The sequence below is a fragment of the Kitasatospora sp. NPDC024654 genome (genome assembly GCF_055559155.1).
Genome location: NZ_JBVHLF010000029.1, coordinates 1 through 19,695, shown reverse-complemented (window position 1 = coordinate 19,695; position 19,695 = coordinate 1). Strand labels below are relative to the sequence as shown.

The 19,695-nt window shown below is 71.0% G+C and carries 19 protein-coding genes; 4 read left to right on the top strand and 15 right to left on the bottom strand.

Translation table 11 applies throughout. The features are described 5' to 3' along the window. Window positions 1-9 precede the first annotated feature (9 nt). From ACZ38L_RS18810 to ACZ38L_RS18765, 10 genes are all read right to left on the bottom strand, one after another. Window positions 10-1,371 (bottom strand): MFS transporter, encoded by a 1,362-nt coding sequence (locus ACZ38L_RS18810; protein WP_465694258.1) that lies wholly within the window; start codon window positions 1,369-1,371, stop codon window positions 10-12. Window positions 1,372-1,723: 352 nt separating this feature from the next. After that, the gene (locus ACZ38L_RS18805) at window positions 1,724-2,752 is read right to left on the bottom strand and encodes an SDR family oxidoreductase (protein WP_465694257.1); all 1,029 of its coding nucleotides are present in this window, start codon (window positions 2,750-2,752) and stop codon (window positions 1,724-1,726) included. Between the two features lie 55 nt (window positions 2,753-2,807). Next, window positions 2,808-4,055 (bottom strand): beta-ketoacyl-[acyl-carrier-protein] synthase family protein, encoded by a 1,248-nt coding sequence (locus tag ACZ38L_RS18800; protein ID WP_465694256.1) that lies wholly within the window; start codon window positions 4,053-4,055, stop codon window positions 2,808-2,810. Next, a complete protein-coding gene (locus ACZ38L_RS18795) occupies window positions 4,052-4,306 on the bottom strand; it encodes an acyl carrier protein (RefSeq protein ID WP_465694255.1) in 255 nt (84 codons plus the stop codon). The genes ACZ38L_RS18800 and ACZ38L_RS18795 overlap by 4 nt, the downstream gene beginning before the upstream one ends. A gap of 5 nt (window positions 4,307-4,311) precedes the next feature. Further along, window positions 4,312-5,592: an aspartate aminotransferase family protein gene (locus tag ACZ38L_RS18790; RefSeq protein ID WP_465694254.1), complete on the bottom strand. Its 1,281-nt coding sequence runs from the start codon at window positions 5,590-5,592 to the stop codon at window positions 4,312-4,314. After that, complete coding sequence (locus ACZ38L_RS18785; protein WP_465694253.1) at window positions 5,589-6,053, bottom strand: type II toxin-antitoxin system RatA family toxin; 465 nt, start codon at window positions 6,051-6,053, stop codon at window positions 5,589-5,591. The genes ACZ38L_RS18790 and ACZ38L_RS18785 overlap by 4 nt, the downstream gene beginning before the upstream one ends. Beyond that, a complete protein-coding gene (locus ACZ38L_RS18780; RefSeq protein WP_465694252.1) occupies window positions 6,040-7,218 on the bottom strand; it encodes a GNAT family N-acetyltransferase in 1,179 nt (392 codons plus the stop codon). Before ACZ38L_RS18780 ends, ACZ38L_RS18785 begins: the two co-directional genes overlap by 14 nt. A 52-nt stretch (window positions 7,219-7,270) precedes the next feature. Beyond that, on the bottom strand, window positions 7,271-8,401 hold the full coding sequence (locus ACZ38L_RS18775; protein ID WP_465694251.1) for an acyl-CoA dehydrogenase family protein: 1,131 nt from the start codon (window positions 8,399-8,401) through the stop codon (window positions 7,271-7,273). A gap of 56 nt (window positions 8,402-8,457) precedes the next feature. Further along, the gene (locus tag ACZ38L_RS18770; RefSeq protein ID WP_465694250.1) at window positions 8,458-9,678 is read right to left on the bottom strand and encodes a cytochrome P450; all 1,221 of its coding nucleotides are present in this window, start codon (window positions 9,676-9,678) and stop codon (window positions 8,458-8,460) included. Window positions 9,679-10,391: 713 nt separating this feature from the next. Continuing rightward, complete coding sequence (locus ACZ38L_RS18765) at window positions 10,392-11,666, bottom strand: Mu transposase domain-containing protein (RefSeq protein ID WP_465694249.1); 1,275 nt, start codon at window positions 11,664-11,666, stop codon at window positions 10,392-10,394. A 418-nt stretch (window positions 11,667-12,084) separates the two neighbouring features. On the opposite strand from ACZ38L_RS18765, the gene ACZ38L_RS18760 reads away from it, so the two are divergent. Both ACZ38L_RS18760 and ACZ38L_RS18755 read left to right on the top strand, forming a co-directional pair. Continuing rightward, a complete protein-coding gene (locus tag ACZ38L_RS18760; RefSeq protein ID WP_465694248.1) occupies window positions 12,085-12,282 on the top strand; it encodes a hypothetical protein in 198 nt (65 codons plus the stop codon). A 17-nt stretch (window positions 12,283-12,299) separates the two neighbouring features. Next, window positions 12,300-13,061 carry a hypothetical protein gene (locus ACZ38L_RS18755; RefSeq protein ID WP_465694247.1) on the top strand — a complete coding sequence of 254 codons (762 nt, stop codon included), beginning with the start codon at window positions 12,300-12,302 and terminating at the stop codon, window positions 13,059-13,061. A gap of 492 nt (window positions 13,062-13,553) precedes the next feature. Here the strand turns inward: ACZ38L_RS18755 and ACZ38L_RS18750 are convergent, their stop codons facing one another. From ACZ38L_RS18750 to rfbB, 5 genes are all read right to left on the bottom strand, one after another. After that, window positions 13,554-14,075, bottom strand: coding sequence for a hypothetical protein (locus tag ACZ38L_RS18750; RefSeq protein ID WP_465694246.1), 522 nt, complete (start codon window positions 14,073-14,075; stop codon window positions 13,554-13,556). 95 nt (window positions 14,076-14,170) lie between these two features. Then, on the bottom strand, window positions 14,171-14,791 hold the full coding sequence (locus ACZ38L_RS18745; protein ID WP_465694245.1) for a beta-glucanase: 621 nt from the start codon (window positions 14,789-14,791) through the stop codon (window positions 14,171-14,173). Further along, window positions 14,739-15,266 (bottom strand): hypothetical protein, encoded by a 528-nt coding sequence (locus ACZ38L_RS18740; protein ID WP_465694244.1) that lies wholly within the window; start codon window positions 15,264-15,266, stop codon window positions 14,739-14,741. Before ACZ38L_RS18740 ends, ACZ38L_RS18745 begins: the two co-directional genes overlap by 53 nt. 253 nt (window positions 15,267-15,519) lie before the next feature. Beyond that, entirely contained in the window at window positions 15,520-16,437 is a 918-nt protein-coding gene (gene rfbD, locus ACZ38L_RS18735; protein ID WP_465694243.1) for a dTDP-4-dehydrorhamnose reductase, read from the bottom strand. Further along, complete coding sequence (gene rfbB / locus ACZ38L_RS18730) at window positions 16,401-17,375, bottom strand: dTDP-glucose 4,6-dehydratase (RefSeq protein WP_465694242.1); 975 nt, start codon at window positions 17,373-17,375, stop codon at window positions 16,401-16,403. Before rfbB ends, rfbD begins: the two co-directional genes overlap by 37 nt. A 91-nt stretch (window positions 17,376-17,466) precedes the next feature. Between rfbB and rfbA the strand changes: the two genes are divergently transcribed. Further along, window positions 17,467-18,354 carry a glucose-1-phosphate thymidylyltransferase RfbA gene (gene rfbA, locus ACZ38L_RS18725; protein WP_465694241.1) on the top strand — a complete coding sequence of 296 codons (888 nt, stop codon included), beginning with the start codon at window positions 17,467-17,469 and terminating at the stop codon, window positions 18,352-18,354. Continuing rightward, a complete protein-coding gene (gene rfbC, locus ACZ38L_RS18720) occupies window positions 18,342-18,938 on the top strand; it encodes a dTDP-4-dehydrorhamnose 3,5-epimerase (protein WP_465694448.1) in 597 nt (198 codons plus the stop codon). Before rfbA ends, rfbC begins: the two co-directional genes overlap by 13 nt. Window positions 18,939-19,695: the final 757 nt, after the last annotated feature.

The following is a 19,695-nucleotide window of genomic DNA, read 5'->3' as shown; positions in this document are numbered from 1 at the left end:
GAGGGGCGCTCACGCCGGGCTGACGTCCACCGCCAGGTCCCGGCCGATCGTCTCGGGCAGCGCGCGCAGGCAGAGCACCGAGACGACGCCGAGACCCACCAGGTACCAGCCCATCGGGGCGGCCGTTCCGTAGTGCGCCGTCATCCGGGTGGCCAGCAGCGGGGCGGTGGCACCGCCGATCACCCCGCCGAGGTTGTAGGTGAGCGCGGCGCCGGTGTAGCGGACCCGGGTGGGGAACAGCTCGGGCAGGTAGGCGCCGGTCGGGCCGTGCAGCACGCCGAGTGCCAGCGCCGAGCCGAGCATCGCGAGCAGGATCAGCGCGGGCCGCAGGCTCTCCAGCAGCGGGAAGATCGCCAGCGACCAGCCGGCCGCCAGCACGATGCCGATCAGCAGGACCCGACGGCGCCCCCAGCGGTCGGACCGTCCGGTGCCGTACCAGACGGCCAGCGCGCCCACCGGCGCGACCAGCAGCTGGAGGACCAGCATCAGGGTCCGGTCCACCCGCAACTCCGCGGTCGCGTAGGCGAGGACGTACGAGCTGCTGAGGTAGAAGAAGGCATAGCCGAAGGCGAGCATGCCGGTGCCGAGCAGCACGCCCCGCCAGTGATCGCGCAGCACCTCGAACACGGGCACCGCCGGCCGCCCGGTGGTCGTCTGCCGGGCGAAGGCCGGGGTCTCGTCGATCCGCAGCCGGACGAACAGCCCCAGCCCCACCAGGAGGATCGAGCCCAGGAACGGAAGCCGCCACCCCCACGAGGCGAACTCGGCCCCGCTCAGGCCGGCGGAGAGCGTGACGAAGACCGCGGTGGCGAGCACCGACCCGGCGAAGCTGCCGAGCTGGAGGTAGCCCGCGTACCGGCCGCGCCGGCCGTGCGGGGCGTGCTCGGCCACCAGCAGTGCCGCGCCGCCCCACTCGCCGCCCAGGCCCAGACCCTGGCAGAACCGCAGCAGGACCAGGGTCGCCGGGGCCCAGACTCCCCAGCTGCGGTAGCCGGGCAGCGCGCCGACGGCCGCCGTGGAGAGGCCCATCAGCAGCAGCGAGATCACCAGGACGCCCTTGCGCCCGAGGCGGTCCCCGAAGTGCCCGAAGACCACGGCTCCGACCGGACGGGCCACGAACGCCACCACCGAGACCGAGAAGGACGCCAGCAGGGAGTTCGCCACGCCGAGCTTGGGGAAGAACTGGTGGCCGAAGACCAATGCCGCGGCCATCCCGTAGAGATGGAAGTCGTAGTGTTCGACGGCCGTTCCGGCCAGTGCCGCGACCGTGACGCGGGAGAGGTTCGGTGAACCCGAACGCGCCTGGGTCCGGTCCACGGCCCGGTCCAGTGGCTGGCCGTGAATTTGCTGTGACGTGATATCAGTTGCCATTTGCCCACCATGCGACTCGGGCCGTCACGACGGAAACCGGAGTGCCATCGCCCGGGTGAAAAGCCGCAGAAGTGCCGGGAGAATCATAAAAGTTAACCCAAGAAATACTGAAGCCAATGGAACTGGTGCGTATGCAATCCTTGTTGGTCCGGCTTCCGTCGTCCGGCCGGGCGTGGTGGGCGTCGTGGCGGTTCGCGACGGCGCCCGGAGCGAGCTGGACCTCGCCGGCGTGGACAACGCGCCCACCACGCCGGCCGGTTACCGGTCGACCGGCGCCAAGCAGCGCACCACCAGCGGGACTTGCCCGGTCCTCGGGGCGCACCCGGTGAGCGGTGCGGTGGCCCGGAGCCGCTCAGTCGGCGGCGATCAGCGTCCACGGGGTGGGCCGGGCCAGCGCCAGCCGGGGCCGGCGGGCGGCCCAGTAGCGGACCGCGCCGGCCATCACGGCGGCCGGGTCCGCGACGGCGTGGGTGGGCTCGAAGGGCTCACCCATGCTGGTGTAGCTCTGGAACATCGCCAGCAGCTTGACCGCCTGGGTCTGCAGCGGCGAGAGGTACCGTTCCGCGAGCGGCAGGAAGAACCGGTTCCAGCCGTCCACCGGGACGATCGGCGGCCGTTCGATCGGCGCCGCGCCGTGCGCCGCCCGGCACTCGTTGATGGTCCGGCAGGCGACGTCGAGCAGGGTGTCCAGTCGCAGGCTCCGTTGCCCGCCGGCGATCACCTCGGTGCGCGGGGACGACGGCGGCGTGCCGCGCACGGCGCCGGCGATCACGGCGGCGACCTGGTCCACGGGGCTGATCTCCGCACGGCCGCCGGGATCCCCGACCACCACGGCGGCCAGGCCGGAGACCAGCGCCTGCAACAGCGTGTACGGGCCGGAGAAGCGGGAGATCCCGCCGTCCGTCCGCCGTCCCACGATCAGCGGCGGCCGGACCACGGTCAGCGGTCCCCGGTGCTCCTCGCGCACGATCTCCTCGCAGACCGCCTTGGACCACTCGTAGCCGTTGCGGTAGCCGGCGAACTCCTCGCCGCGCGGGTCCTCCGGGTTGCGGACCCCGCCGACGTAGGCGGTGGACACCTGGACGAGGTGGGTGTCGGCGTCGGCCAGGGCGAGCACCGCCCGCAGCGGCTCGATGTTGGCGGCGACGGCCTCCGAGCGGCTGAGCGTCCAGCGGGTGGAGGCCGCCGCGTGCACGATGACGTCCCAGTGCCCGGACAGCTCGGCGGGCGGTGGCTCGTGTCCGATCCGCCAGCTCACCAGGGCGGGGTCGGTCGGCCGCCGGGCGGTGCGGACGACGGTGGGTCCGCCGTCCGCACCACCCAGCTGGTCCACCAGCTCGACGCCGACCACGCCGGTGGCACCGGTGACAAGGGTTCGCATGGGCTTCGTTTCCGGTTCGAAGGGTCGAAGGGGTGGACCGTGGGCTGCTGGGGGTTCACGGCGGCGCGGCCAGCACCAGGCAGGCGTTCTGGCCGCCGAAGCCGAAGGAGTTGGAGAGCACCGGAGCGGAGGCGACGGTGCGGGGCGTGCCCGCCACCAGGTCCACCAGGTCGCCCTCCGGGCTGGCGGCGAGATTGGCGATCGGCGGGACCACGCCCCGCGCGGCACAGAGCAGCGCGATGGCGGCCTCCAAGGCCCCCGAGCCGCCGATCAGATGGCCGGTGACGCCCTTGGTCGCGGTCACCGGCGGCGACTGGCCGCCGAAGCACCGCTCGATCGCGTGCGCCTCCGCGCGGTCGTTGAGCACCGTCGAGGTGCCGTGCGCGTTGATCTGGCCGATGTCGGACGGTGTCAGGTCGGCGTCGGCGATGGCGAGGCGCATACAGCGCTCGGCGACCTCGCCGTCGCGGTGCGGGGCGACGATGTGGAACGCGTCGCAGGTGTTCGCGTAGCCCGTGACCTCGCCGAGGATCCGCGCGCCGCGGGCTCGTGCCGAGTCCCAGCGCTCCAGCAACAGCACGGCGGCGCCCTCGCCCAGCACGAATCCGTCCCGGTCCGCGTCGAACGGACGGCTGGCCAGCTCGGGGGCGGTGGTACGGGTGGACAGCGCCCGCAGCCGGGCGAAGCCGCCCATGATCACCGGAGTGACGGCCGCGTCCACGCCGCCGGCCACCGCCAGGTCGAGTTCGCCGTACCGGATCCGGCGCGCGGCCTCCCCGATGGCGGTGGTGCCGCTGGCGCAGGCGGTCGAGTAGGTGGTGCACTCGCCCTGGAAGCCGTGGCGCAGGGCGATCCGGCAGGCCGCCGAGTTGGCCATGGTCTTCGGGACGGTGTGCACCGGCATGCCCATCGGGTCGGCGTCGTGGTCCCGGGTGGTGGCCTCCATGCTCGGCAGGCCGCCGATCCCGGTGCCGATCTGCACGCCGATCCGCTCCGGCGGCAGAGCGGTCGGCGGCGGGGCCCCGCCCAGCGCGTCCGCCGCCGCGCAGAGCAGGAGCTCGGTCACGCGGTCGATCTGGTGCGCCTCGCGCCGGCTGACGTAGTCGCCGGTGTCGAACGGCGGTACCAGGCAGCCGAACCGCACCGGGAGGTCCCGCCCGGCCAGCTGCGGCACGAGCGCCGCGGCGGACCGCGCCGCCAGCACGGCGGCGAACGCCTCCTCGACGCTGTTGCCGGCCGGCGACTTCACCCCGATGCCGGTGACCGCGACGCGTTGCCGGCCGCGGGCGTCGCGGCCGCTCAAGGTCGCCCGGCCAGACGGGCGTCGAGCAGGTCGATGGCGTGGCCGACGGTCCGGGCCCGGGTCAGGTCCTCGACCTCGATCCGCAGGTTGAGCGTGCGCTCCAGGCGGGCGCCGATCTCCATCAACTCCAGGCTGTCGATGCCGTAGTCGGTCTCCAGGCTGGTCTGCTCCTGTACCTCGGCCATCTCGGTGCCGAGCACATCGGAGATGGTCTTCCGGACGGCGATGGCGAGTTGCTCGCGGGTGGGCATGGCGGTCACTCCTTCCGCTGGGGGCGCACGGGAACCGGCGTGTCGGGTGTGGTGCGGGCCGCGACCGCGAGCGCGGCGTCCAGGATCCCGACCGCCTCCGCGACCTCCGCCTCGGTGGCGACCAGCGGCGGCAGCAGCCGGACGGTGGTCGGCCGCCCCAGACAGGGCGAGACCAGCAGCCCGGCGCCGGCCAGTTCGACCACCACCGAGCCGGCGGCCTGCGGCGTGCGGAAGTCGACCCCCCAGAGCAGTCCACGGCCCCGCACCTCGCCGACCAACTGCGGGTGACGGCGGCCCAGTTCACCCAGTGCGATCTCCAGGGCCTTGGCCAACTCGGCGCCATGGCAAGCGAGTTCCTCGATCACGCCGAGTGCGGCCGGGAGCGCCGCACAGCTCAGCGGATGGCCGCCGAAGGTGGCGGAGTGCAGGAACGGATCGGCCGCCAGCGGCGCGTACAGCTCCTCGGAGCAGAGCACCGCCGACAGCGGTACCACCCCGCCGCCCAGCGGCTTGCCGAGCAGCACCGCGTCCACCGGCAGGTCCTCGGCCAGCGCGACCGAGCGTTCGCCGCACCGGCGCAGGCCGCACTGGATCTCGTCGGCGATGACGAACGCGCCGTGCCGGGCGGCGTCCTGGCACCACTGCCGGAGCACCGGGACCGGTAGCGGCACGGCGCCGTTCTCGCCCTGGACGGGTTCGAAGACGACGGCGGCCACCTCGCCGGCGGCGATCTCGCGGCGGACCGCGTCGGGATCCGCCGGGTCCACATGGACCACGTCCACCGCGCAACCGAGCAACCCCACCCGGTACAGCGGACTGTGGGTCAGCGCGAGCGCGCCGAGCGACTTGCCGTGGAAGCCGCCGTGGACCGCGATCACCCGTGCCCGCCCGGTGGCCACCCGCGCCAGCTTGACCGCCACCTCCACGGCGTCAGCGCCGTTCAGCCCGAAGTACACCTTCGGCAGCGCGTTGCCGAAGTGCTCGGCCAGCCGGGCCGCCGCCTCGGCCGCGACCGGGTTGGCCAGACTCCGGGTGGAGGTCGGCATGGTGTCCAGCTGACGGCGGACCGCCGCCAGCACGGCCGGATGGCGGTGGCCGAGCAGGGTGACCGCGTAGGACCCGAAGTCCAGCACCGAACGGCCGTCGGAGAGCACCACCCGGCAGCCGCCGGCGGAGGCCTCGACCGCGCCGCGCCCGGCGAACGTCCCGGTGAGGGCCAGCTTCGGGGAGAGGTGGCGGCGCAACCGGTCGAAGGCCTCGCGGGCGTCCAGCGGCGGCGCGGTCATGCCGTGGCCCCGGAACGGGGGCGGCCGGCGGTCAGCCGTTGTTCGAGCGCCGAGAGCATCTGGGCGGCGTTCTCCCGCAGCGCGTCGGCGGCCACCGGGTTGAGCATCTCGGCGAGCAGCGGGATGCCGATGTCGAACTCGACGTGCAGTGAGACGGTGCTGCCGTCGGGCGCGGGGCTGACCGCCCAGTGCCCGACGAACTCGCCCAGGTCCCCGCTGACCTGACGGAAGTCGAAGCGGCGGGCGACCGGGTCGAGCACCTCCGCCTCGGTCCAGCGCAGCACCGATCCCTTGAGCCGAACGGACCAGGCGGTGGTGCGGCGCAGCTCGTCGATCTGCTCGGTGAGGACGACCGAGTCGACGCTCTCCATGCAGTCCGGGTAGCTCTCCACGTCCACCACCGCGGCCCAGGCGGCCTCGGGCGGCGCGGCGATCCGCAGGTCCACTTCAACGCACGGCATGACGGTGTCCTTCCTTCTCCGGACGGCCGGTCCGGGCCGCCTTCGTCGCCCGGGCCAGCGCGGCGGAGAGCGCGGCCGGGAGCAGTCGGCGCAGGATCGCCCGGGGCACCGGGCGCAGATGGGTCATCGCGTGGCCCTGCTCGACCAGGTGGCAGCCGAGCTCCAGCTTGGGCTCGTACGCGGTCTGGGCGAACCGGATCCGCTCACAGCCCGCGGCGATGGCGAGCCTGATCGCCGCGTAGTGCACGTTGTGGTACAGCCGGGCGTCGTGGGCGATCCGGTAGTCCAGGCCGATCCGGGCGCCGGTGGCCCCGCCGCCGGTGAACAGGCAGAGCAGGAAAGCCACCAGGCGCTCGCCCTCGAAGCAGGCGACCAGCTGTCGGCGCAGCTCGCGGTCGGCGTGCAGGGCGGCGAAGAAGGGGCCGTCCAGGACGTCCAGGGTCTGGTCGGCCCGGTCCATCACCTGGCGGTAGAGCGCGAGGACCTCGGGCAGCAGGTGCGCGAAGTCGTCCAGGACCTCGATCCGCAGCTCCGGCCGGGCCTGGAAGCGGCGGATCTTGGCGCGGGCGTTGCGTCGGGGCCTGGCCGGCAGTGCGGCCAGGTACTCCTCGAACGAGCCTCGTGCCAGAGGGAGCTCGGTGTCCGGCAGGCTCGGCAGGAAGAAGAAGCCGGAGCTCTCCAGGGCCGGACGCAGCGGGTCGAGCTCCACGGGAGTGAAGTCCTTGAACACCACGGTGCCCAGCCGCTGCCGTCGGGCGAAGCCCAGGGTCGCGGTTACCAGCAGCCGGCACAGCTCCGGGGACGGCGGGTCGGGCGAGAGCAGGTGGCCCTGGCCGAGCAGGTTCCCACAGAACAGCATCGGCACCCGGAGCAGCCGGGGGAGGAGACGCCTGACCGGCGCCAGCAGCCGGCGTTCGCGCGGCCCGACGACGGCGTCGAGCCGCAGCTCGCGGAAGAGGCAGAGCGGCAGTACGGCGGCCACCTCGCCGTCTCGACGCGCCGTCAGGTAGGCGTAGCCGTCGGGGCCGATGGAGCTGCGTTCCATGGCGCCGAAGACCGCGCGGGACCACATCGGGTCGTCGGCGGGGGCCAGCCGCTGCCAGACCTCCGGCGGCAGCGAGTCGATGCCGGACAGCACCTCGACCTGGTAGCCACTTCGTTCCACGGGGATCACCTGCTCGGGGTCGTCGGGTGGCGTCTCAGGGGGCGGTCGGCGGTCAGCCGATCCGTAGCGGCCGCCCGTCGAGGAACTCCCGCAGCGGCGGGCCCATCCGGCTGCGGGACGGTGGGTGGAAGCCGAGCGCGGCCGCGGCCGAGGCCAGGTACACGCCGTCGGGTGAGCTGATGAACGCCATGCCGCCCAAGGCCGCCAGGCAGGCCCGGCTGGTGCGCGCGATGGCCTCCTGCGCCGCGTAGCGCGCCGTCAGGGCGGCGACCAGCAACCGGTCGTCCCACTCTTCGTCGGCCATGGCACGCGCGACCGCCTCGACCGAGAGCATCGCCGCCTCGACGCCCACGGTGAACGGGGTGGGGTCGTCCCCGGCCCCGCCCGGGCGGTCGAGCACCCGCTCGACCAGGGCGCTGGCCACCCCGAGGTAGCCCGCGGTCAGCAGCAGCTCGAACCAGAGGAAACCGGCGATGTTCAGGTCGTCGGGGACGGCGTCGGCGCTGACCTCGGTGACCACCACCATCTGCTCGTCCAGCTCGACCTCGGTGAGGACGACCTGCTCGCTCTCGGCCCCGGCCAGGATCGGCGTCCGCCAGAACGGCCGCACCTGGAGGCCGGGTGTCCCGGCAGGGATCACCGCGACGGCGAGCCGGTCGACGCCGTCCTCGCCGGCCAGCGCCACCGAGGCGGTCAGCAGGTCCATCGAACGCGCCAGGCTGCACGGCATCTTGCTGCCGTTCAGCACCACCCGCCCGTCCCGGCGCACGGCGGTGATGTGCGGCCGCAGGATGTTCTGACCGGTGTTGCCCTCGGCGAAGCCGGAGGCGAGCAGCAGCCGCTCCTTGGCGATCGCCTCCAGCAGCAGCCCTTCCAGGCCGGTGCCGTACTCGGCGGCCCGGGCCAGCCCGGCGACCGAGAAGTGGTGCATGGTGCTGGCCACCGCGAGTGACGGGCAGCGGGCGCCGACGGCGCGCTGTACCCGGACGGCCTGCAGCGGGGTGGCGCCGATCCCGGCGGTCCGTGCCGGGACCAGCAGCGCGGGGCCGCCGGCCTCGCGGAACGCGCGGATCGCCGGACTCGGGGAAGCCTCCAGCTCCTCCAGCGGGTAACCCGCGAGGGTCTCGTCCAGACCGGGGAGCAGGGCTTCCAGGGTGGCGCGCTCTGTGTGCAGGAAGTTCACGGGCGGGTCCCTTCGCGGGAGTCGGCCAGAATCGGAGGTCACGTCCTGGACGGGATTCAGCCATTGGCGAGCAGAGCCAGCTCCTCGAAGGAGCGCAGACTGATCGAGGCGCGCCGCACCGGCGGTCGGGCCAGCGTGAGCCGGGGAAACCTGGTCAGCAACTGGCCCACCAGCGCGCCCCCTTCGATCCGCGCCAGCGCGGCGCCGAGGCAGTAGTGCGGGCCGGCGCTGAAGCTGAGCACCCTGGTGTCCGGCCGCCGCACGGTGAAGCTGTCCGGGTCGGGGTGCCGCCGCGGATCGCGGTTGGCGGCGGCCAGCACGGTGGTCACGTTGGCCCCTTGGGGAATCCGCGTCCCGCCGACCTCCACGGGCTCCGCCGCGACGCGCTCGGTCATCTGCACCGGGGTGTCCCAGCGGAGCGACTCCTCGACCGCCGCGCCGGCCAACTGCGGCTGGGCACGCACCAGTTCCAGTTGACCGGGGTGGGAGAGCAGGGCGAAGACGGTCAGTCCGAGCATCGCCGTGGTGGTCTCGAACCCCGCGACGAAGGTCAGCAGCAGGGTGTCCGTCAACTCCGCCTCGGTGAGCGGGAGGTCCTCCGCGTCGGAGGCCGCCAGCAGCGCGCTGGTGAGGTCTTCGGCCGGACGCAGCCGCCGTTCGCGCAGCAGGACGGTGAGGTACTCGCGCAGGGCGAGCACGGCCCGGTCCGCGCCGTGCCAGTCCTCGGCGGTGCGGACCGGCTCGAGCAGCCGGCTGGCGTCCTGGCCGAGCCGGTGGAACCGCGCCTGGTCGGCGGGCGGCACGCCGATCAGCTCACCGATCACGGCGACCGGCAGCGGATAGCCCACCAGCTCGGGGAAGTCGGCGGCGCCGCCGGCCGCGGTGGCGTCGGCGAAGCGGTCCAGCAGGCCCGTGGTGATCTCCTCGACCCGGGCCCGCAGCGCGGTCACCCGACGGGCGCTGAACGCGCCGGCGACCAGCCGCCGCAGCCGCTCGTGCACGGAGCCGTTGCTACGCAGCATCGAGGAGTAGAAGAAGTCCGCGGCCGGGTGCTCCCGCCAGTCGGGCAGCTCGCGCTCACACCAGTTGAGGTCGGGGGCGAGGAACCGCGGGTCGGTCAGCACCGACTGGCAGTCGGTGAACCGGGTCAGGCAGTAGGTGTCGAGGGTCTTGCTGTGGTGGACCGGCTCGATCCGTCTCAGCTTGGCCAGCGCGTGGTAGGGATTCTCCCGGCCGGCCGGGGAGAAGATCGAGAATAACAGTGACTCTGGATCCATCGGACCCGCCTTCGGATTCCATCGCGGAAGCTGTGACGATCGACTGCGAATCGCCGGAATTCCGGCGGTCCGGGGGAATCCACATGCCATGCGGCTTCCGTCTCGAGCAGGATATCCAAACGTCCTGCCGGGCGCCATGAAACAGGCGTGCGACCAGGCTTTTGAGGGATTTTCCGCTTTTCTCGGAGCCGGTGCGGGATCGTGACCGAACTTCGGATGATCGCGACGGGATCCCGCGCTCGGCGCGGCGTCACCGGCGGCGACCGGTGGCCGCGCGGCACGAAACGGTGGAGGCGGGCCGGTCGGCCGCCGGCCCGCGTGGTCCCGGCCGGGCCAGCGGCGGGGCGGCCGGCAACTCGTGGTCGCTGAGCGGGACCACGCCCCGATCCGCCATCCGGACCAGGGCGCTGACCGGATCGCTCCTCGGTCGGTTGCGGCGCTCCACGGCCAACGCCGTTAAGTAGTAGGACAGTTCACCGCAGGCCAGCTTCTGCCGAGTCCAACTCCGCGTCCCCCAGCGGAACTTCGGATGGAGAACGCGCAGACCAGTGCCTCCTCGCCGTCCATGGCCCAGTCCTTCGTCGCCGCACCCGGGAACCGTGGAAGCGCACCCCGGGCCGGCTCGGCTGCGAACCGCGATCGTCGGAGTCGCGACCTGGGTCTGGTCGGCCGTGGGCTCCGCCCGCTCCTCAGCGCCGCTCCCTCATCCAGGGCTACACCGAGGACCGTGTTGCCGCCCACTCGTGCTGTGGCGGGAAGCCGGCCTGGGCCGGTGCATCGGTGGGGCGCTGGCTCCGGGTCGCGGCCTTGCAGCGTGCCGCAGCTGGGGGAGCCGAGCTGTACGGACGCTGGAGCGTGATCGCGTCGCATCGGTTCGTCACGGTCAACCCGCGCGCCGGCGCGGCGAGTTCGTAGCAGGCGATGACCGCACCGCCGGCGGTGGCGATCGAGATGTACGGTCGGTCGAGCCGGCGGCGAACCTCCAACCGGGCACCGGCCAGATGCCCCGGCACCGCGTAGGAGTTTCCCTGGTACCGGACCAGGCCGTCGGCGCTGACGGTGCTGGTCGAACACACCCACAGCGGAACCGGTTTGTCGGGAAGGGTGAGCAGCGGTCCGTTGCCGGCCACCTTCTGGCCGGCGACACAGAGGTGACTGCCGAGCCTGCCGGCCGTGTCCATGCAGGCCGCGAGCTGGTCGAGGGTGCGCTGCGCGGCCTGGACGCTACAGCCGGCGGCCACCGTTCCCGACCACCAACGCCGGATGGTCGCACGGATCGCGCCGCACGCCGCACAGCGCCCCCCGCCGGGCGGCCCGGCCAGGACGCGGACGCCGTAGTGCCTGGCGACGGCGGCGAACGGCGGAGCCACCTTGGCACTGTCCGCTGAGAACACGGCGGTGGCCCGGTCGAACACCCAGCAGCCCGGAGTGCCGCCCAACCGTCTCAGGACCTGGTCGATGGCCTCGGCGAGGTGTGCGAGGTCGACACCCTCCGCCAGGGTCGCCCGCCACCGGCCGGAGTGTGGAAGCAGACCGACCAGCAGATGGGCCCGACCGGCCCGGCCCCAGCCCGGCGGCGACTCCGGAAGCTCGACCCAGTCGAACCGCACGGTTGCCTCGGACGGAGCGGAGGCGACCCCTTCACCCCCGTGTGTGCGCCCGGCGCACTCCGGGCAGGGGGGGCGCAGGCCCTGGTTGCGCAGGACGCGCGTGAAGGTGGAGTACGCCCCCGGGTAGCCCAGCTCGACGATCTCAGTGTAGAGGCAGCGGGCCGGCAGATGGGGGTCCTCCGCCAGCCGCTGGCGGCAGTACGAGAGATATCTCAGTGATTCGTCCTGGGCGGTCCTGCGCTTCTCCGGAACGCGTCTGCCCTTGACGTAGGAGCTAACCGTCTTGCGATCCCGCCCGAGTCGGCGGGAGATCTCCGCAATGGACCAGCCCTGGTGATTCAGCGCCAGTAGCTCGAGGTACTCGTCCAAGGTCAGCATGTAACCGTCCTCAGCCCTTTCGTGATCGTCACCAGAAAAATCGTGCGACCTTTTCGCTGGAGGTCCGAACCGTAACACGGATGACATCTGCTTGGAAGGTGAAAAAACGCTTCTCCTGTCGTCCCGGCGGGGTATTTTCGTAGAGCGCGTCGGGTATTGCATATCGAACGACACGGCATCCAGGCATACCAGACAAGGAAGCCCGGATGAGCGCCACCTCGCGCCACCCCAGCGGAGTTTTGGTGAGCGTGCCCGGGGTCCACATATCAAACGACTCGGGCAGGCTTCAGAAACCAACGTCGAGGGCTCTCGTTGGTGAGGTGTGAACGCACTTCGACCGGCTTTCGTGCCGACTCTTCGTTATCGTGAACCGGTCACCAGCTGTGGCAGGTGGCTCTTTGTCCCGGATCGCAGGAACATGGCCGGCGACGTCAGTACCGGATATCTCAGCAGAAACGGCGTGCGAGTGCCGCTCCCGTACACGTCGGGTCTGCTGGCCGATTTCATGCGAGAAATTCGTGAGATGGAAGAGGAATTCGCGGTCCGCTGCGGTGCGCGCCCCTCCGCGGTCGAAGGTGACGGAACGGTCGCCGTTCCGCCGGTGAGCGTCTACTGAAAGGAGAACGATCAAACATGACGGACGACATAAGAGAGTGGTTCGGCCACACCGCCCAGCTGGGCGGCCACTCGCTGGGGGAGGAGCTCTTCCTCGATCAGCTGGACTGGTCCTGGGGGGAGGTCGACCACACCTGGTTCCGCGCGACCGACGACCGGCTTCGGGAGGATCCGCCGCCCGGGCCCGGCGCCGCCGGCGAGGCCACGGGTGCCGAAACGGCTCCGACGTCCTGGTTCGCGGAGCAGGTGTCCGGGGCGCGTTCCGCGCAGCACCGGCCGAACCTCGATCCGGCTGGGAGACCGTCCCCCCGGCACCGGCAACCGGCCTGGTTCTCGGGGGTTTCCTGGACTCGTGTCATCGGATCCCTGTTCGGTCTGCTGACGGTGCTGACGGTCACCGTGGTCTGCCTCCTGGACTGGCTGTTCACCTATCACCCCCTGCAGGACGTCGCATCGGCGCGGACGCCACGCGGGCTTTCCCAGCTCTGGCCGGTAATCGTTTACGGACCGTGGCTCACCGGTTGTCTTTCCGTCCTGCGCACCGCCCTGGACCGGCGCCGCGCCACCCAATCCTGGGCGGTGGTCGTCGTCTTTTCCGGCGTCGCCACCGGCCTCTGCATCTTCGACGTTCACCGCACGGCGGCGGACATCGTCGTGGCCGGCCTGCCGCCGATCACCGGAGTCATCTCGCTCCATCAGCTGGTGCGGCAGCTGTCCGGTAGCCAACCGCCGGCGAATAGGCCGATCGGCCGCCGCCGCTCCCATCGGGCGCGGCGCTAGCACGCGACAAGTGGAGCGGTCGCCGTGCGGGTGGTGGCCGGCGATCCCGGAAACGGCCTGCCCCCTCTGGGCGGCAGGCCTCCGGCAGGCTATGCCCCCCCGATTATTCGCAGATAGCGATGGGCCACGAGCGAGACCCCGGCGGGCGGGCGGAGACTTCGTGGATCACCGTCCTCCGGGATCGGTCCTGCGGCTAGAGTCGAGCGTGCCCGAGCACCTCCGTAGTCCAGGCGAATGGCTTCCGCGACCAGCTCGGCCAGCGAGCCATCGTCCGAGGAGTAGTCGTATTTAATGTGCACTCTGCCATTCTCCCCTACCGTCGTTCCGTCATGACTCACCATGAGAAACCCTGGCAAAGATCTATGGCATATGCCGACCCGGACCGTTATGAAAACGAGATCTACCGGGAGATAATCCGGCGCCCCGCCGAGCCGTCGGCCGTGACCTGTGCGCGCCCGGCGGAGGACCCGGTGGGAACGTGCGGACGCGGCGTCAGGCCGTCTTGAGGTCGAAATTCACGGAACGGATCTTGGCCTGGGGGTCGTCGGGGTTGATGACCGTCGCCACGCCACCGGACAGCTTCGAGTGCGCCGGCGCGCTCGGTGAGACCTGCGTCGGGATCAGCACGGCCGCGCTTCTCAGCGGGTTGAGGCCTGCGGGAAACGTGCAGGTGACGGTGAGGCCGCCCGAGTTGGGTGTACACGAGGTGGGGAAGTACGGGCCGATGGCGGCGGTGCCGCTGGGCAGGTTCACCGTGACGGTGGTCGGCGAGAGCGTCCTGTTGGGTCCCTGGTTGACCAGCAGCACGTGGACCATCAGCTCACCACCGACGGGTGCGGGGTCGGGGACGGGGGCGAGGTGCGCCACCGGGACACTCGCCGGGGCCGGAGGTGGAACCGTGGCGCGGTCGTCCGCCGGCACGGTCGCGTCCGCGGCCGGGGCCGCCGTCAGCGCACATGCCGTCAGTACCGTCCAGAGCAGCGCTCGGCGGAGCGGACCTGACCTGCGGGTCATGATTACCACCTGTCTTTCCGATAGTTCGATCGCGCGGGTCCCGGCGCGGACGTGCCGGGTTCGCCGAGGTGCCCGGGCGAGGTGGGCGGGCGTCCTCATCGCCACACCTGGACGTAGTGGGCGGAGAAGGTGATCGGGTTGTTGTTCTGCGGTGCCGGGTGGTAGTTGCCGGCGTCGATGGAGAGATTGAGGATGATGTACGCCTGGAAGTTCGTCCCCACGCCCGTCCCGTCGGAGTAGATCTTGACGCCGTCGACGTACCAGTCGACCGAGGTCGCGCCGTAGTACGCGCCGATCTTCACCCACTGGTTGGCGGAGACCGAGCTGGGGCTGGTGTAGTAGTCGTGGGCCGCGTTGATGTGGTTGGTCAGCTCCAGGAGCTTCGGGTTGTCCGGGTGGTACTCGAACTTGTCGATCTCAGTGTCGCCGTTCTTCCAGCTCCACAGGGCGGGCCAGGCGCCGTAACTCGGCGGCATAAGGACGTATCCCTCGATGTAGTCGCCGGTCTGGACCTGGAAGCCCTGGGTCGACCCCTCGGTGGTGAGCAGCCCGGTGGTCCACGCCTTCTTGCCGTTTGCCAGGATGGTGCTGCTGGGCTGCGCCGTGAAGGTGACGGTCCCGTTGCCCGAGGTGATGGCGCTGGGGGTCAGCAGATCGAGCTTGTCATCGTTCGGGTTGCTGTTGCCGTACTGGTAGGCACTGGTCTTGTTGGCCACCCACCGGCTGCCGAAGACGATCGGGGAGGTGAACTCCTCGTCGAAGACCAGGGACTTCCCCGCCGTGGGCGTCCCCGGCGTGCCCCCCCGAGGAGACGGTCCGCGTGAGCGGGGGGAGGTCGTGGTAGCCAGCCGAGTCCAGGTAGTAGCCGAACTCGGTGTAGCTGCCGGCAGGGAAGGCGCGCAAGCCGGTGACCAGCGTGTAGCCGCTCGGGCAGATCGTGACGGCGCCGGTCGAGCCCGGGTAGTCGTAGTTGTTGCCGGCCGAGTCCCTTACCGCGACGCCGAGTTGGAGGACCGTCTCGCAGGCGGAGGAGTGCACGGTCAAGGTGGCGGTGACCGGGGTGTTCGGCGCGACACCGATCGGCGCGAGGCTGTCCTGGGTGATGGTGGCCGCGGCGCCGGCGCGACCGGGGAACGCGAGGACGAGCAGAAACGCGGCGGTCAGCATCACGATCCGGTTCGTGAACCGCATGGTTCTCCCTTCGTAGGGCGGACATGGCGCAGTCACCGGGCGTCGGCATGTCGGCCGTTCCGGCGCGTTCGGCAGCGGTGAGCGCTCAGCTGCAAACGTTCGCATGCCGCCAAGTGTGACTTCGGCATCGACGTTTGACCGGAAAATTCTCATATCATACGAGATTGGGCCCGAGCTCGCGCGAAATGGTCAGCGGTCCGGGGATGTTGAAGGTACGGTTCGGCCGGCCGAGGCGGCGCGGCCAAGTGGCCGCTCAGGCTTGGCCCTTCGACGTCCCCCGGACGGGGGTGGTGAACGCCGGCCGGTGCAGCGCCTCGGTCAGCGATTCGCGCCAGTCGGGTGGTTCGGCGATCCCGACCGTGGCCCAGCGGGCATGGCCGAGGACGCTGAACGCGGGCCGCCGGGCAGGGCGGGGGAAGGCCGCCGAGGTGGTCGGACGGACCCGGTCGGGGTCGAGGCCGGCGAGCTCGTAAGCCGTGCGGGCCAGCTCGTACCAGGTGGTGCGACCGGACGCCGAACCGTGGTAGACACCGGGCGGAGCCTGGTCGGTGCGGCCGAGCGCGACCAGCAACCGGGCCAGATCGCGTGTCCAGGTGGGCTGTCCGTACTGGTCGGCGACGACGTCGATGGTGTCACGTCGGGCGGCCAGGCCAAGGACGGTCGTGACGAAGTTGCGGCCGTGCTCGCCGTACAGCCAGGCGGTGCGGACGACGTACCCGGTGTCGGGCAGGAGCTCGGCGACCGCCCGTTCGCCGACCAGCTTGCCGCGGCCGTACGCGTTGATCGGGCTGGTGGGGGCCGACTCGGGATAGGGCTCGATGGCGTCGCCGGACAGCACGTAGTCGGTGGACACCTGCAGCAGGCGGGCTCCGGTCGCCCGACAGGCGAGCGCCAGCTGGCGAACTCCCCCTCCGTTGACGGCGGTTGCCGCGACCTCGGCACTCTCGGCGGCGTCCACGTCCGTCCAGGCGGCACAGTTGATCACCACGTCGTGGTCGGCGACGGCGCGGTGGACGGCCTCCGGATCGGTGATGTCCAGCGCCGCGCGGTCGAGTGCGGTGGTCCGCTCGTCCGCCAGCAGGGTCCGCAGCTCGCGGCCGAGCATCCCGCCGGCGCCGGTCAGCAGCCAGCGGGTCACGACAGGGCCGCCCGGGTCTTCAACGGCTGCCACCAGGCGCGGTTGTCGATGTACCACGCGACGGTATCGGCCAGGCCCTCCGCGAAGGAGATCTGTGGCCGGTAGCCGAGTTCCTGTCGGATCTTGCCGAAGTCCAGCGAGTAGCGCCGGTCGTGCCCCTTGCGGTCGGGCACCTGCCGGACCATCTGCCAGCCGTGCCCGGTGGCCTCCAGCAGCAGGCCGGTGAGCTCCTTGTTGGTGATCTCGGTGCCGCCGCCGATGTGGTACACCTCGCCGGCCCGGCCGCCGCGCAGCACCAGCTCGATGCCACGGCAGTGGTCGGAGACGTGCAGCCAGTCGCGCACGTTGCCGCCGTCACCGTACAGCGGTACCTGCCTGCCGTCGATCAGGTTCGTGATGAACAGCGGGATCAGTTTCTCCGGGAACTGGTGGTGACCGTAGTTGTTGGAGCAGCGGGTGACCGACACGTCGAGGCCGTGGGTGCGGTGGTAGGCCAGGGCCAGCAGGTCGGATCCGGCCTTCGAGGCGGCGTACGGCGAGTTGGGGGCGAGTGGCGACTCCTCGGTCCAGGAACCGTCGTCGATGGAGCCGTAGACCTCGTCGGTGGAGACCTGGACGAACCTGCTGACGCGATGCCGGACGGCGGCGTCCAGCAGCACCTGGGTGCCGACCACGTTGGTCCGCACGAACGGTGCCGCTCCGGAGATCGAGCGGTCGACGTGCGTCTCGGCGGCGAAGTGGACCACCGCGTCGTGACCCGACATCACGTCGTTCACCGTCCGCACGTCGCAGATGTCGCCATGAACGAAGGCGTATCCGGGGAGATCGGCCACCGGCGCCAGGTTCTCCCTGACGCCCGAATAGGTGATTTTGTCCAGGACGGTAATGCCGGCCCTGGGGTCTGCTTTCAGTAGGTGTCGGACGAACTCGGAACCGATGAAACCGGCACCGCCGGTGACCAGGATGCGCATGGTGGCGAAGTCTAGCTCGGCTCTGGATAGCCGACATGAATCTCCGTCAGAAGATTTCCGATCGACCGTCGGCGCACTACGCTGCCCTGCCATGCGAGGAATCCTGCTGGCCGGTGGCACCGGCTCGCGACTCTGGCCGGTGACCCGATCGGTGTCCAAGCAACTGCTGCCGGTCTTCGACAAACCGATAGTATACTATCCACTTGCTACTCTGGTGATGGCCGGAATCAGTGAAGTCCTGATCGTCACCACGCCCGAGGACCGGCCCCAGTTCCGCCGACTGCTCGGCGACGGCGGACAGTTCGGCCTCCGCCTCGAGTACGTCGTACAGGGGAGCCCGGGGGGCATCGCCCAGGCGTTCCTGCTCGCCGCGGAGTTCATCGGCGGCGAGGCGGTCGCCCTCATCCTGGGCGACAACATCTTCCATGGCAGCGGGCTCGGCACCCGGCTGGCCCGGCAAGCGGACCTGAAGGGTGGTCGGGTCTTCGCGTACCCGGTTGCCGACCCCTCGGCGTACGGCGTGGTGGAGTTCGACGAGGCGGGCCAGGTGCTCTCCATCGAGGAGAAGCCGAGCCGGCCGAGGTCCAGGTACGCGGTCCCCGGGCTGTACTTCTACGACAACCGGGTGGTCGACATCGCCCGGGGTCTCCGCCCCAGCCCCCGTGGGGAGCTGGAGATCACCGACATCAATCGCAGGTACCTGGAACTGGGTGAGCTGTACGTCACCCGGCTCGACCGGGGCACGGCCTGGCTCGACACCGGCACCTTCGTCTCCATGGTCCAGGCCTCGGAATTCGTCCGGGTGATCGAGGAGCGTCAGGGCTTCAAGGTCGGCTGCGTCGAGGAGGCGGCCTGGCGGGCCGGGCTGATCGGCGACGCTCAGCTACAGCTGTTGGCCGAGCCGTTGCTCAAGAGCGGATATGGCCGGTATCTGCTCGACCTGCTGGAGGAGGACAAGCAGTGCGCATCCGTGAGCTGACCATCGAGGGCGCCTTCGAGGTCGTCCCGCAACTCCACGGCGACCAGCGGGGACTGTTCACCGAGTGGTACAGGTTCGATCGGCTGGCCGAGGCGGCGGGCCGGTCGCTGCGACTCGCCCAGGCCAACCTCTCGGTGTCCTCCCGCGGCGTGGTGCGCGGTATCCACTTCGCCGACACGCCGCCAGGGCAGGCGAAGTACGTGACCTGCGTGCGCGGTGCGGTGCTGGACGTGGTGGTCGACCTGCGGGTCGGTTCGCCCACCTTCGGTCGCTGGGAGGCCGTCCGGCTCGATGACGTCGAGCGCCACGCGGCCTTCCTGCCGGAGGGGTTGGGCCATGGGTTCTGCGCGCTCACCGACGTCGCCACACTGAGCTACCTGTGCTCGGCGACGTACAACCCGGCCGCCGAACACGCGGTGCATCCGTTCGACGCGGAACTGGGTATCGAGTGGCCCGGCACGACGCCGCTGCTCTCCGCCAGGGACGCCGCGGCGCCGACCATGGCCGAAGCGGTGGCGGCCGGACTGCTGCCCTCCTACGAGGTGTGCCGGTCCTACCTGGCTTCGCCCAGTCATCTCCCGTGACGGGCGGGCCTTGAGGATCTGACACTTCCACAGTCACCGCGACACGCAAGGGCGTTGTCGCCGCGAGATGGGGAAAAAGGTGATTCTCCGCACGGCCCGGCGCGCGTCGGCGAATTCCGTCGGGGCTGACCGGGTGATCTACTAAAGGCGGAGCTCCGGTGCCACCGCGGGTCGGTGGTGCGCACACATAATTTCCTTGCTCGGCAAGCACCGCAGTGCCCGTGCGCGGTCGTGAACTTTTATGCGTGGCCTGCGTGTTCACTCTCAGCTCTGCAGGAAGGCACGGAATGAAGAAGAATTCGCTCCGCAGATCTCATATCAGGGCCGCCACCATGGTGTCGGCGGCGAGTGCGCTGGCGATGGTGGTCAACCTGGCCTCGACGACGATCGCTGTGGCCGAGGCGATCGAAAAGCCCGGTGTCCACCACACTCACGTGGTGCCGGGCCCGAACGGCGCCCTGAGCGCCGACATCGCCCACCGCGCGACGCAGCTGCTCAGGCGTGACGACCCGCCAGGGCGTGATCACCACGAGCGTCCGGGCCCGCAGGGTCCCCAGGGCGTCCCCGGTGCGCAGGGCCCCCAGGGCCCCCAGGGCAACAGCGGCCCGCAGGGGGTTCCGGGGATCGGGGGGGCGCAGGGGCCGCAAGGAGGGACGGGGGGCGAAAAGGGGGGGGGACCGCCGGGGGCCCAAGGGGCGTAGAGGGTTTCGAGGGGGAAAAGGTCCCAGGGTGTTTCGAGGAGGGCGGGTGGCAGAGG